Origin of the sequence: Leptolyngbya sp. FACHB-321, from assembly GCF_014695975.1 — a bacterium.
Classification (GTDB): domain Bacteria; phylum Cyanobacteriota; class Cyanobacteriia; order Leptolyngbyales; family Leptolyngbyaceae; genus Stenomitos.
The window spans coordinates 24,680-38,098 of the sequence record NZ_JACJPI010000059.1; the positions used below are offsets into that span (position 1 = coordinate 24,680).

Genomic DNA, 13,419 nt, shown 5'->3' on the forward strand with positions numbered 1-13,419 from the left:
TCAAGAGTTAACGAACGTGTCATCTTTCGATACAAGTCATGGGTCTACGAGTCAAAATTTGCGGCATCACTAAACCGGAGCAGGGTCAGGCGATCGCCCAACTCGGCGCGACTGCCTTGGGGTTTATCTGTGCCCAGTCCTCTCCACGCTATGTCTCTCCAACGCAGATTGCCGCTATTGTCTCCACCCTTCCTTGCGATTGGGCGATCAATGAACCGCTGTGCGATCGCATCGGTGTGTTTGTCAACGCCAGCTTGGAAGTACTTTGTCAAACGGTGGCGATCGGCAACCTGAGCGGAGTGCAGCTTCATGGCTCCGAAACGCCTGAGTTTTGCGATCAACTCCGACAACAGCTTCCCAAGGTTGAAATTATCAAAGCCCTACGCATTCGTTCTGAGTCGGATCTTAGCGAGGTCGATGCTTATACTGCCTGCGTTAACACGCTGCTGCTGGATGCTTACGATCCCAGATTGCTCGGTGGCACTGGAAAAACATTGAACTGGCGATCGCTTCAGCAATTTGAGCCAGCTTGCCCCTGGTTTCTGGCAGGCGGGTTGACACCCGATAACGTGCTGGAGGCGCTACGTCAAGCCACGCCGCACGGCGTTGACCTTTCTAGCGGTGTGGAGTACAGTCCGGGCGACAAAAACCTGCCTGAGGTCGCTCGGTTGTTAAGTCAGCTCCAAAGTGGTGGTTTCTGAAGCGTCTTGAGGACAGAACGCTTTTACTGGGTATCCACTCGGCGTTCCAACACTGCTTGCACACCCACTGGCACATTGGTCAGAAAGTCGTACCCGGTTGCCGCTTCGATCGCATCGACAGAAACGCGATAGGTCTGCCAGTCGGTTTCTCTAATGCCCTCAAAGTTAGGCACACTCACCGCAATCACTCGGGTTTGCTCATTGATCGCTCGGCTACCGGCATTGAGGCGATCGAGCACGACAATCACTTTCCAGGTATACGCTGGCACCACAATGCTGCCCTTAGTCAGCACTCGTTTCTTGCCGTAGCCACCAGCCACGATATAGAGTTCCTTGCCCTGCCGCACCAAACTACGGCAGTCGCTTTCCAACTGTTGCCACGGTCCCTGATTATTTGCTTTCGACTGGGGCAGAATGTTGGTCATCAAAAAGGTGGCAGAGTTCGCGTCTGGAGTATTAGTACGATCGCCGGAAGGAGCTAAATGACCGCGATCAAAGCCGCTCCCGTTGTAGTCTGTGGGCAACACTCGATACCATTCTGCTGGCAACTGATCATCTGGGCGAAAATCGTTGCTGCGACGCACAGTGCCCAACCAGGACTCATTCAACTGCCAACTGACCCAATTGGGAATGCGCTTGCTGTTGTTGTAGGACAGCGTATACTCCGGCTTGACCATCAGGTAGTTGTCTGGGCTAAGAGGACTGGCTGTGGCATTGCTGGGGTTGCCCAACGCCAAGTGAACGCTGATAGTAGCAGGCGGTTTGAGCAGTAAGTTACAGCCCACCAGCAGCAGGAGCAGGCACCCGACTGCGGCTAGATACCAACGTGAGCGAATCCTTGCGGCGATCGCCCCTCTCTGCACTTCATAACCCATGCCTGCGTCCATCCCTTGAATCTGCGTGCATTCTACGTACCAACCTAGCTAAAACGCTGCAAGACTTCAGCCGTTGCGTGTCCGGTTTTTGCCCAACTAAACTGGCTGGCTCTAGCAAGGCTGGCTATGCGGAGTTGAGCACGTAAACTCTCATCTGTTGCCAGATCATGCATAGCATGAGCGATCGCAGCCACGTCATACGGATCGATCAAAAGGGCAGCATCACCCGTTACTTCTGGTAAAGATGACAAGTTTGATGTGATCACAGGTGTGCCACACGCCATTGCCTCCAGCGCTGGCAAGCCAAACCCTTCCCATAGACTCGGAAACACCAGTCCGATCGCCTGATTCAGCAATTTCGGCAGTGCATCATAAGCGACGTAATCTAAAAACTTGATTTGCTTGGTTAATTTCAAGGCTTCAATTTGCGCTTTCAATAGTGGCAACTGACGTAGATCGGGTGGACCTGCTAACCAAAATTCATAGTCTGAATTATTGGGCAACTGAGCAAACGCAGCGATCGCGCGTTGGACATTTTTGTACGGTGCAAAACGACCCAGATAAAGAAAGTAGTTCTGCGTTGGCAAGTCTAAAAACTGAAAGTGTTGAGCATCATACGCTAGAGGAATAGACGTAATTTGGCTCGCTGAAATGCCACAAAACTGCACAAGATCCTGAGCGGTTGCATTCGAATTGCAGATAATATGAGCAGCTTGTTTTAAGACTTGAGGAATATAGTGTCGGTTATATAGCGTTGCTGGAGAAAAGCGTTTGGGAAAGTGTAGTGGAATGAGATCATGCACCATGATGACGGAACGACAGTTTGACCATAACGGTGCTTCTGGTAAAGCCGAAAACAGTAGCGTTGAGTTTAGCTTTTGATAGAACTTAGGCAACTGAAACTGTGTCCAGAGCAGCCGCTTTAAGTGACCCTTTAAACCATAGGCAGCCGTTAAATCAGGTGGCGATCGATGCCAGGCATAGCCCTCAATTTTAAACGAACTGACGACATTGGGTTTGAGCGATCGCAACTCTTTGACGATATTAAGGCTATACGTAGAAATGCCCGTTGGCTGTGGCAAAACGGGAGATAGGTTCACCAAAATTGTCATAAGTGCAAACGATCGCTAGAGCTTTTTAACGGCATGAATCCGCTTTGATGGTGTTGGAGCATGATTAATATTTAGAATAAAGCGCAGGATTTTTAGATTAATTGGGCTAGGTGCCTTTAAAGCAGCGATCGTGAATTTAACGATTAAATAAACTCTTAAAACAACTTGTTCCCACAACGGACGATGTTTTTGATAGTAATAAATCTGACTCCAACGATATTCTAACCGCATCCGATCAGATACTTTGCCAACAGAATAACCGCCTAAATGGATGATTGCAACATCAGGGGTGTAAAGCACTTGCCAACCACGAGCGCGCGATCGCTGACATAAATCGGATTCTTCAAAGTACATAAAAAAGGTTTCATCAAACCCATTCAACGTTTCAAAGAGCGATCGACGGATAAAAAAGGCAGCGCCGATCACAATATCCACCGTTTGAACGTGCTGAAATCTCTGTTCGATCGCATCTCGTTGTTGAGGATCGGTGTACTGCTTTAGTTGTTTCAGTGTGTTATACTCGCCAACAATGCTAATTTCATCTGCCACAGAAAGCTGAAAAGTCCCATCTGCGTTTAATAGTTTTGTCCCGATAATACCAACCGATGGGTATTCTTTCATCAGCATTATCAGTGGTGGCAGCACATCGCTGGTAAGCAACGTATCTGTATTCAGCAGAAAGAGAAATTCTCCTTTTGCCTCGGTTGCACCAACGTTATTGCCTGCTCCAAAGCCTCGATTTTCGGCTTGTATAATGAGTTTCACAGTTGGGAAGTGTTGAGCAATTAAGGCAGCACTACTGTCTGTAGAGGCATTATCAACCACAATGATCTCGTAAGGAACAGTGTGAAGAAATTGCAGGAGCGATCGCAAACAGTTTAGTACAACTTCTGCGCCGTTGTAGTTGACTAAAATAATGGAAACTACAACTGGGCTCATTTGCATTCACTACTCCCTATTCCCTTATTTCCTTACCAGGTTTTGCCCAGCTTTCCTAAAAAGCCATGATACGTGCCGATGACGCACGCGATCGCTTTTTGCCCTTTGGGAGCAGCATCAAACGCTAAAATTTTGAGCACTGTCAGCAGTAAGAATTTTAGGCGCCGTAGGCAACACGTCAACCGATACCATCCTTGCGAATGCCGTAATTCAAGATAGGTATGATTGCGACAAATGTAGTAGTAGCGCAGCGGCGAATAAAGCTGAAACACTTTTTTTCGACCCAGTATCTCAAGCTGAAACGGCACTCCAAACCGATGATACATTGCCGCATCTGGCACAACCAAATTGTGAAAGCCAGCCTGTCGCAACCGTAGCCCATAATCTAAGTCAATGCCATCAATAAACAGCCCTGCATCTGGAGGCTCCACGTGCTCGACCGTCCGTAGTGACACCAATGCCCCAGACGTGATCGGCGCATCGCATTCGTAGGGCATAGTGGGGTTGGCTGGCGCGAAGCCACGAAATCGATCGCCCAGAAATAGACTTGGCTTTACCGTCTGTCCCGTACGCGCATCGATCGCTGTAGGAGCCATCATGCCAATCGCATACGCCTCCGTCGCCAGCTTCACATATGCTGCTAGCAAGTGCTCCAGACAATCAGAAGCCGGGGCGCTGTCTTGGTCAAACGTCCACAAAAAGTCGTACTGGCGCTGCCTAGCCCACCGAATCGCTAGTGCCAAACCTCCCGCAATGCCAATGTTCTCAGGGTAATGCCAGACCAAAACGCGATCGTCCGCTTGATTTTCTTCTGAAAGCCTCAACGGTTGGGCTGAGTTGTCAACAATCAGAATGTGTTGAATGCAGTAAGACTGGAATCGTAAAGCTGTCACGCAGGCGTTGAGGGCAATCGCATCCTCATAGGCTGTAATGTAGGCGGCAATAGTATATAATCGCGCCATTTTATGCGCTCACCCACATGGACATTTGCATAATAAATGTTGCTGTTCGCACAATCATGTCGCTAATATTTTAACAGCTAGACCCCAGACTCAGAAGGGCTTTTAGTCATTTTAGCAATACAAATATTTTTCGCCTGATTCATGTCGCCATCCTAGCATTCGCACGATCTATGCCGTTATGCGTCTAACAAAACTTGATAAGATATTCGCCTGATTCATGTCGCTGTTTGGATGATTTGCAATACATTTGTGCTGACAATCCACTTACCTAAATTTACAGGGTTAGTCGCGATATGAGTTCGACAAATGCTTTCTTCAACATAACTGAAACGCTAGCTGTGCTTGACAATTATGTTAGGAGCCTCAGACATATCATCCCCGTTTGTACGCTCCCTAAACACCGTAAAAATGGGTATGCAATTGCTTCTGTTGCTGCTGTGAACCAGATTCTACTCAACCGGGTTATCGAGCCTGTTACTTAGTAACCAACATCAACAGTTCAACATCCCATCGAATCTTTTAGAACGTTAGTTATCAACTTTTGTGGGATTGGCATCGCTACAGGTTCGCGTAAACGAGAGAGCTATGTTCAATTTCTTCTGCTGACATCTTGTTTCGCCTCCACGTTTGCATTTTGTAGTTGGGCAGTAGAAGAGTATTGTCAAGTTAATGCTGCGATCGAATAATTGTTCTGATTCCACCTTGTTCGCGGCTTCCGGTTCCTGTACTCCCAGCTACTGCAACAAGAGTTCGTGCCCCGGGTCAGCGTTACAGACAAATTGAAGCGTTACGAAGCGACAAAGAAACGAGTGATGCCGAGCATAGAACCTCGACAGCAAAAGGGATTGAACAACCGAGTTAAGCATTCGCATCAGCCAACACGAGTTTGAGAACGACGCATGCGGCGATTCAAATCTATGGGGCAAGCACAACGATTTCTAGCCGCCTTTGAACCGCTTCGAGGGCACTTTTACCTAAAGCAACATGAACCGAGTGCAACACGATGCCGAGAACAGCTATGCCAACGGTTGGAAGATTGGCATAGCTGTTGCTGGGCTAAATGCTGCTGCGTAACCAGAGTGATCAAGACGGCTTAGGAATAATCGTGCCTAATTTTGAATGTGGTTCGTTAAGTTGATAATGCCACCTGAATTTCTAAGAACGGGCTTTCCTGATGCCAGCACCGATTCAATGATGCTGGCTGCTTGCTGCACCCCACCAGAGCTCTGAATCGCCGCTTTTAAACGCAATGCCTGAACTCTATAGGAATCCTGAGTCAACACCTGATGAATGACTGATCGCAAACTAGCAACTGTTAAATGGGACAGGGCTATCAGCTCCCCTACGCCTGCCCAAACGATGCGAGCAGCGGTTCCAGGTTGATCATTCGCAATTGGAATCGCAACCATTGGTACTCCATGGGTTAATGATTCTAAAACTGTGTTTAAACCTGCGTGAGTGATCGTGAGGGCGGCTCTTTGAAGCAACTCTAGCTGTGGTGCATAACTAACAATCAAAGGTTGCCCAGGCAAGGATGACATTGCCTCCAACGGCATGCCGCCCCCCAAGGAAAGTACCAACTGAACATCGAGTCCGACACAAGCAGCAGCAATTGTCTCAAACACAGGGAAAATCTGATTTTGAATGGTTCCCATTGATGCATAAACCAGCGGTTGTCCAGTTAGTTGATCCCACGGAAAAGAGACTCTCTCTCGTCCAAGAGAGCTGTGATAAGGTCCAGTAAAATGAAAGTGCGGTGGCAGGGCGCGAGGAAACTCAAAGGCAGCAGGCTGCTGGCTGAGCTGAGCTAGTTTAGAATAGTTGTCGTTCGGATGAGCATGGGGCGGTAAATTCCATTTTTGCCGATACTCCGCCGTTAACTGCCTGATGGACTTCGTTAAGACGGTTGATAAGGTATAACCAAGGCGGTTCCGTACTTTAGCCCTCCAAGTGGGGCTATATGACCAAGTTGTAAAGATTGGTGGAATGCTAATGTCTCGATTTAGTGGCAAGGCGGCACACAGGCTAATAAAAGGGATTTTAAGATAATCTGCAACTGTTCCGCCAACAGGAGAGCATTGATCAACCAAGAGGGCTTCAATCTCTTGAGCTTTAACCACCGCCGGCGCATCCTGAAGAATCACTCGCATATCTTGTTCAGCAGTTTTAAGAGAATGCTTCAATGAGGCTATTCCACTTAACTTGCCTCTCTGGGTCAAGATTTCGGCTTCTGAACCAATCGGTCGCTCCGACTCACCAATGACCCTAAAGCCGAAGTCCGCGGCAAGTATCTTGTCCTGAGCATCCAAAATATTCAGAAAGGTGACACGATGCCCACGTCGCTGAAGCTCATAGCCTAAGACAAAGTGGGTAGTTAAGTGGCTACCTGTAGGAGAAATAATACCGAAATGAGTCATAAGCATTTAAGTGAATGATGGGGAAGCAAGTGAGCCTAAAGGCACATAAATTCAAGTAAGGCTAACGTTCCGAATGAGCCGCTATAAAACTATACTTCGTGACTCATAGACATCTTGCAAGTTCGCGCTCTTTGGGTTGTTAGCCTGTAGGCTATTTTCTCTATGTTTAACATACTGCTTTCAATCTCTAAGACGAATCTCTTAAGCTTATAAAATGGCGTTGCACTACCAAGCGAAAAACTAGATAAGCAAAAAGATTAGAAAGCTCAAAATAAAAATTCCATATAACCCTTGTTTTGGCATCTAGAATTTCGTATGACCACTTTCCGGCTGCAACCCGGATTAACCAAGAAAATGGTGGCTTAAAGGCTGCTCACAGCGTAACTGCTCTAGTCAAATTGCCCTTCTAGCTCAGGAAGGGGTTTTCACCTCCAACTTTCGCTGACACGTTCTCTAACTTTCGTTGATCGGTCGGAATCGTTGGTGGCGCATTAAAGGATAGTGGAATAAGTAGCTAGATCACACCAAGTCTAAGCTTGTAGTATTAATCTCGCTCGTTGAGCTGCAAGCAGTCATTTGCCTGAAAACTGCTGCATCAATTGAGTGTACCTGATGATGGAAGCATGATTGTGCTGCATTCTGAGCAGACCCAGTTAAGTTGACCGTACCGAAGTAGCGATTGGAGAGGAGCTAGCCGTGTCTAGATTTACCGACCTTACCACTAACCAGTTTTTGCAACTTACAGAAAGGACATAAAAAGTAGTACCGTCATAGGGCAACACGGAGGAGTAGCTCCGTTCTGCTCCTCACTGTAAAACAGCTACGCTTGTCCTAATCAACTGAGTGTAATAAGTTCCAATGCTCAACTAATTGTAGGTTCTTATAACAGTTTGTCACATTCTTATGATGTTTAACGAATCTGTTTTGGTGTCATTCCGGTGAATCGCTTAAAGTGCCGTGTTAAGTGACTTTGATTGGAAAAACCGACTTGTAAAGCAATATCAGCAATCGTCAAATTTGTTCTCTTTAACATTACTTTCGCCTGTTCTACTCGCTGTTGAATCACATATTGGTGGGGCGATATTCCCATCGCTTGTTTGAATAAACTGGCAAAGTATGTGGGGCTAATATTAATGACGCTTGCCAGTTCAGCGAGTGACAAATCTCGATTCAGGTAAGTGTGAATATAATCGATCGTCTGTTGCAACTGAATATGATTTAAACTTCTGTTCTCAGATGTAATGGTTTGCGTAACGGTAGAATAATGTCTTAGAAGATGGATAGCTAATACTTGAGTGAGTGATTCAACATACAATTGACCCATCATGCCACCAGACTCCAACTCAGCTAAAAGCAGCATGGCAATCTGATGCAGCTGTAAATCTTGCTTACCGGAACAGTCTACAAGACCGGTTCGTTTTGTATCCATTTCAGATGCTTCAGCGGTTTGCCTAATCATCTCCGGTTTTAAGTGCATGTGCACCGCACAGCAGATGCCTTCGCGCCGACACCAGTACTTCGGTTGTCCAGCAGGAACAAGGATGGTGTCGCCCCTCTGGATGATGGATTCATGCAAGCGATCGTCAGACTTTTGGGTTACAAGGACAGGTTGCCCTAAGGGTAAGACGAGCCAATGATCTGAGGGGGCTGGGAATTCAACTTCAAATGAATTTGAAAGATGCTGATACTGCTCAACCACAATCCCGTTCCAGCCTCTTTGCCGACTGGATAACACCGGAGTTGTATGATCAAACCGTTGACCGAGTTCGATCACTTTAGGAAGGTTCTCTGTCACAGTTTTTGTTTTCAGCATCTACCTCGGCTTAGCTTTATTGCATGAAGGGGTTGCGGGAAGGTGACGTGGTAGGGTTGAAGTACCACCAACAATCCTTCATAGCAATGAGCTACCGCATCCACAACTGCATCTGAGTATAACGCTGCACTCAAGCAACGGAAAAGCTTAACATTCTGGATGGACGAAGCCATGCTAGAGCAGTGGGTAATTCCCAACTTCAGCGGCAAGTCGGGAGCTTTAGACTTCCACAGTGATCTCGCTATCTGCACCATGACAATGCTTAAGGCAGTGTACAAGTTAGCAGGACGGCAGTGCCAAGGATTTCTAGAATCAATCCTCGAGTTAATGGAGATCGATCTGCCGGTGCTCGACCACAGCACCTGAGCGTGACGCTTGGGACGGTTCGCAGCCACCTTACCCGTACTGCCCAAGCGTGGTGCTCGGCATAGGGTGGTCGATTTTACTGGCGTCAAAGTGTATGGAGAAGGGGAGCGGAAGACCCGGCAACATGGCATCAGTAAGCGGGGCACTTGGCGGAAGTTGCACTTGGGTGTAGACGAAAAAACTGAAAAACCCTTGGCAGCAGTGGTGACAATGAACGACATTGATAGCGAAATGCGAGAGTGATATTCTCGATGAGGTCAAGGATGAGATTGAGCATAGCAAGAGAAGGGGTAAGCAAAATTACATCTGTGTCAGTTATCATCGTCAATTCCTTGATCGCTACACTTCGCCTCAAGGATACAGTGACGACATTAAGCAGCAGTGCTTACGGATGTATATCAACGGTATAGGCTTTCCAGGGATTGAACGAGTCACAGGTGTTCACCATACCACTGTCATTACCTGAGTCAAACAGGTTGGTGAACACTTGCCTGATGCATATGCTTCAGAAGTGGTGCCACAAGTCGGTAAACTCGATGAAATGGAAACCGAGTTGAAGACGAGAACACACGCTTGTGGCACTGTCTAGCACGATTACATCGCAAAACATTGTGCTATTCCAAATCAGAAGCAAGGCTGAGACATTCAATCCGCTTGTTACTTTACTACTTGCAATTTCGAGACTTTAAATTTCGAGATGTCCCGATTCCTGCTTGATTCCTCCCACTATTTAGCAACACCGCGCAACGAGCCATTCGCTGATGAATTGTTTATGAGCACGCCTGCGCCCTGGATCAGCATCTGTTGAATTTCATATTTCATGTACAGAAATAGCCCTCGCGCATTGATCGACAGAATCTTGTCAAAATCTTCGATCGATTGTTCGTGCAGTGGTTTAACAACCCGATCAATTCCAGCATTGTTAAATGCACAATCGAGGTTGTTGTAGGCGGCGATGCTTTCTGCACTAAGGCTTACACATCCGCTTCACTCGATACATCTGATTTGACAAACAAGCATTCCGCTCCCGTCTCGCGAATCAGAGTAGCAGTTGCTTCCCTTTCTACATCGGGTTTGTCGGAGAAGATCACTTATGTACCAGCAGCACCAAACGCAATTGCAGTGGCTCGACTAATACCTATTTTCCCGCCAGTAACTAAAGCCACTTTATTTTCAAGCATCATGATGGTTACCTTTTTTTGTGAAGCTTCCACCTAACGTTGTTAGGCATCGAGGTCGGACAATGGAAGTGGGCAGACTTCCATGGCTTGAATCAAGCCATCCTCAATGGTGAAACGGTGACCGACGTTTTCATCGGCAAGGACGGCTCCAGACAGATCGCGCACGACCTGATGCACCTCGACCAAGATCTGCCCAGCATCCTCTATGTGAAAGGTAACTGGCTCGACGTGTCCATTGATTTCGCTCCACTGCTCCGTCCAGTAAGCGCGAACTGCTTCAGACCCATGGACAAAACCGCCTTTGAATGCTCTTGGCCAAACCACGTCGGAAGCCATCAGGGCGAGGGCGGCATCAAGGTCACGTGCGTTGAAGGACGCATACGCTGCGCGTAGCAACTCGATTTCCGGTGCAAGTTGATTTGGCATAAAAGGTAGGTGAAGGAGATGGGACAGTGCCTAACTTGTTATTGGACGAATTTTCTCCCTTCTATTCTGCCTATCTACCCAAAATGGCAAGATTAGACAGAAGTCGAATCTGTAATACATTCCGAACTAGGAGGTTAGACAGCCCTAATTAAACGTAGGATGTGTAAAGCCTGCGGCATGGCTTCGCTAAAGGGCGTAGCCGTAACGCATCAAATCCTTGAGCAGCATGGGTGACGCTATTGCTAACCCATCCTACGAAAAGCCCTGTTTACTCATGACCATTTATTTAGAAGGTTAGACAGATTATTTTCCGTCTAAGTATTATTAACAGCGGTTCACTCCTGAGGTTGCTTCCACGTTTTATTTACTGATAGTGTAGTGAGTCCCAATACTCAACTTCTTTCACATTCTTACAATGCCTTGTCACATTCTTGTGGTGTTAGCGGACTTGCTTAAGTGCCATTACAAGGAGGTGCTAAAGTGCTCTTTCAGATGACTTTGACTAGAGGAGCCTACTTGCAAGGCAATGTTAGCTGTTTGCGAAGCAAATTTCCTTTGGACGATTGCCGAATTCGTTTTTGATAGCAACGCTAATACTGTGTCAGTCAAGTGACCTTAGTAGTGCAGAAAACTCAGGGCTGTCTCATCATGCGAACCTGACTATTTTCGAGAATTCAATTTCTAAGCTTTTTGCTGAATTCTCTGCTGCTCAGGTAGTACAGCGATCGCGTAGGGTTTTGTTGCAGCCTCGCTACCTTTGTTTCTATGGTTTAGTACGATTGCGTTACCTGAAGCGCTTGATCCAGCACTTTTTTAGCAGCTTTTTCCCGCTCTGAATCCCCGAACAGGCTTCTGAGCAAGGTCATAGGGTTGGTCAGCAGCGCCTGAATGCTGCCTTGCTCTGCTGCATCCTGTTTAGTGTAAACCTGGGCGATCGCAATCAGTGCTTGTGCTTTGTAGTTTTTATCATTCATCGCTTGCGTTACCCGAAGTGCCGAGTCGAGTTGTCCTTGTTTTGCAAAGCCACGCGCAATGGCAGGCAATATCCATTCCATCTGTTGGTTTGCCACGAGCTGCAAAGCCTGATCAGGCTGTCCTACCTTCACATAGCTGAGTGCTAGGTCTGGCACAAACCCTTTTAGGTTGCCAGTTTGAACAATTTGCAGTGCCTTTTCAGGTTGTCCTGCTTCCACAAAACCAACAGCTACCTCTGACAAAATGCCCTTTACCTGGTAAGTCTGGACAAGATTCCAGGCTTGATCAGGCTGTTTGTTGCCAAGATGATGTCTCACAACCTCTATCAGCACTGCATTGCGGTTTTTAATCGACTGCGCCAGTTTCACTCCTGCATCCAGGTTTCCTGCCTTGGCATAGGCGATCGCAATTTGCCCCAACGCAGACGTGCGCTGACTCGCAATGGGAATGGCTTGGGCGAGTTGTAGTGCCTGCTTAAAGTCACCAAGCTTGGCATAGCCCTCGGCAATTTTGGTCACGGCATACTCTCGGTTAGAGCTGCCGTCTCTGGGAATGCCTTGTACGCTTGCCAGTGCTTCAGCCAGGAGGTCACCGGACTGGCGCTTCTGCCCTAGTTCACCATACTGAAGGGCAGCATCAATCTGGTACCCAACTCGATCGAGCGGCAAGGGTTGGCTTGCTAAGGTCCGAATTTTTGGCACAACTTGATTGAGCACTTCGATGGCTTGCTGGTTCTCTCCAATGGCAGCAAAGACTCTAGCTATGCGGAGGGTTGAGGAAACTTGTAACGATTCGGCACTAAATTTGGCACTGAAAGGTGCTGGCTTGGAGTTTACTGGATTAGATGGTGCTGGCTTGGATTGTGCTGGAGCATTGAGGCTCTCTAGCGCTCGCTGCAGAACAACGGATGACTGCTCTCTGTGCTCACCCCATCGAAGCCGCTCTGCCATCACGACCAGCATTTGGGTTCTGTCTGCCTGGTGCGTCAGACTTTCAGCTCGATCGATCGCCTGGTTTAAGACCTTTGTGGCGCGCTCAGGCTGCCCTGCCGCCGAGAGATAACCGGCTAGTTCTGCCAGCGTCATGGGGTCGACTAAGCGCTGACCCAGTTCAAGTGCCAGGTCAAAGTGTCCGGCATCAGCGTACTCTTTGGCACGGTTGCCTAAGGATTCGGTTGGAGAGGTGCCACTGCGACTACAGCGCGTTGCTTCCTGGGCTACGGCAGTTTGAAGCGCCTCTGTCAGGAGCTGTTTGCCTTGCGTTTCCTGTCCTACCAGTAGATAGCCACCGCCAATTTTTGCTAAAAGATTGCCTTGGAAGCAGCGAGCAGACATCGCTTTGGTGGAGCGGAGCGCTTGCTCTAAAACTTCGGTCGAACGTTGAGAGTCTCCAAGTGCGGCATATTGAAAGCCGATGTCCGCCAGCAAGCGTGCTTTCACATCTTGCGATTCAATCGCGATTCCAGCCTTTGTTGAACCTAAAACAGTGATCAGGGCGATCGCTGAAAATTGTGCGAATTGCTTTAAGCCGTGAGCCATAGGGAGGAGCCTCAGAAGCGATTTTTCGGTGAGGTGGGTTGTGCTGGTCAAAACGATCTGGTAGGGCACCAACGGGCATCTCTATGCTAGTTCTACCCTATTAGTAAACAGAGA

At 47.8% G+C, this 13,419-nt stretch carries 13 protein-coding genes and 1 pseudogene; 4 read left to right on the forward strand and 10 right to left on the reverse strand.

Going from position 1 to position 13,419, the window contains the following annotated elements:
* Nucleotides 1–38: 38 nt before the first annotated feature.
* The gene (locus H6F76_RS14050; RefSeq protein ID WP_190509063.1) at nt 39–701 is read left to right on the forward strand and encodes a phosphoribosylanthranilate isomerase; all 663 of its coding nucleotides are present in this window, start codon (nt 39–41) and stop codon (nt 699–701) included.
* Between the two features lie 23 nt (nt 702–724).
* Here the strand turns inward: H6F76_RS14050 and H6F76_RS14055 are convergent, their stop codons facing one another.
* From H6F76_RS14055 to H6F76_RS14080, 6 genes are all read right to left on the reverse strand, one after another.
* Nucleotides 725–1,576, reverse strand: coding sequence for a DNA/RNA non-specific endonuclease (locus H6F76_RS14055; RefSeq protein ID WP_190509131.1), 852 nt, complete (start codon nt 1,574–1,576; stop codon nt 725–727).
* A 44-nt stretch (nt 1,577–1,620) separates the two neighbouring features.
* Complete coding sequence (locus H6F76_RS14060; protein ID WP_190509065.1) at nt 1,621–2,688, reverse strand: glycosyltransferase family 1 protein; 1,068 nt, start codon at nt 2,686–2,688, stop codon at nt 1,621–1,623.
* Between the two features lie 15 nt (nt 2,689–2,703).
* Nucleotides 2,704–3,627: a glycosyltransferase family 2 protein gene (locus H6F76_RS14065; RefSeq protein WP_190509133.1), complete on the reverse strand. Its 924-nt coding sequence runs from the start codon at nt 3,625–3,627 to the stop codon at nt 2,704–2,706.
* A 32-nt stretch (nt 3,628–3,659) separates the two neighbouring features.
* Nucleotides 3,660–4,589, reverse strand: coding sequence for a glycosyltransferase family 2 protein (locus H6F76_RS14070; RefSeq protein WP_190509067.1), 930 nt, complete (start codon nt 4,587–4,589; stop codon nt 3,660–3,662).
* Nucleotides 4,590–5,698: 1,109 nt separating this feature from the next.
* Entirely contained in the window at nt 5,699–7,006 is a 1,308-nt protein-coding gene (locus tag H6F76_RS14075; RefSeq protein WP_190509069.1) for a glycosyltransferase, read from the reverse strand.
* A gap of 910 nt (nt 7,007–7,916) precedes the next feature.
* A complete protein-coding gene (locus tag H6F76_RS14080) occupies nt 7,917–8,819 on the reverse strand; it encodes an AraC family transcriptional regulator (RefSeq protein ID WP_190509070.1) in 903 nt (300 codons plus the stop codon).
* 171 nt (nt 8,820–8,990) lie between these two features.
* Between H6F76_RS14080 and H6F76_RS14085 the strand changes: the two genes are divergently transcribed.
* The 3 genes and pseudogenes from H6F76_RS14085 (at nt 8,991) to H6F76_RS14095 (ending at nt 9,902) form a co-directional block, all read left to right on the forward strand.
* Entirely contained in the window at nt 8,991–9,185 is a 195-nt protein-coding gene (locus H6F76_RS14085) for a transposase (RefSeq protein WP_242036658.1), read from the forward strand.
* A gap of 9 nt (nt 9,186–9,194) precedes the next feature.
* A complete protein-coding gene (locus H6F76_RS14090; protein WP_190509074.1) occupies nt 9,195–9,428 on the forward strand; it encodes a transposase in 234 nt (77 codons plus the stop codon).
* A 1-nt stretch (nt 9,429) separates the two neighbouring features.
* Nucleotides 9,430–9,902 (forward strand): annotated as a pseudogene (locus H6F76_RS14095) (hypothetical protein).
* Between the two features lie 9 nt (nt 9,903–9,911).
* Here H6F76_RS14095 and H6F76_RS31500 read toward each other — a convergent pair.
* The 4 genes from H6F76_RS31500 to H6F76_RS14110 form a co-directional block, all read right to left on the reverse strand.
* Nucleotides 9,912–10,142: an SDR family NAD(P)-dependent oxidoreductase gene (locus H6F76_RS31500; protein WP_347276028.1), complete on the reverse strand. Its 231-nt coding sequence runs from the start codon at nt 10,140–10,142 to the stop codon at nt 9,912–9,914.
* Nucleotides 10,143–10,276: 134 nt separating this feature from the next.
* Entirely contained in the window at nt 10,277–10,399 is a 123-nt protein-coding gene (locus H6F76_RS31060) for a hypothetical protein (RefSeq protein ID WP_277881232.1), read from the reverse strand.
* A gap of 9 nt (nt 10,400–10,408) precedes the next feature.
* Nucleotides 10,409–10,792: a nuclear transport factor 2 family protein gene (locus tag H6F76_RS14105; RefSeq protein ID WP_190509076.1), complete on the reverse strand. Its 384-nt coding sequence runs from the start codon at nt 10,790–10,792 to the stop codon at nt 10,409–10,411.
* Between the two features lie 770 nt (nt 10,793–11,562).
* On the reverse strand, nt 11,563–13,305 hold the full coding sequence (locus H6F76_RS14110) for a hypothetical protein (RefSeq protein ID WP_190509078.1): 1,743 nt from the start codon (nt 13,303–13,305) through the stop codon (nt 11,563–11,565).
* Nucleotides 13,306–13,419 lie beyond the last annotated feature (114 nt).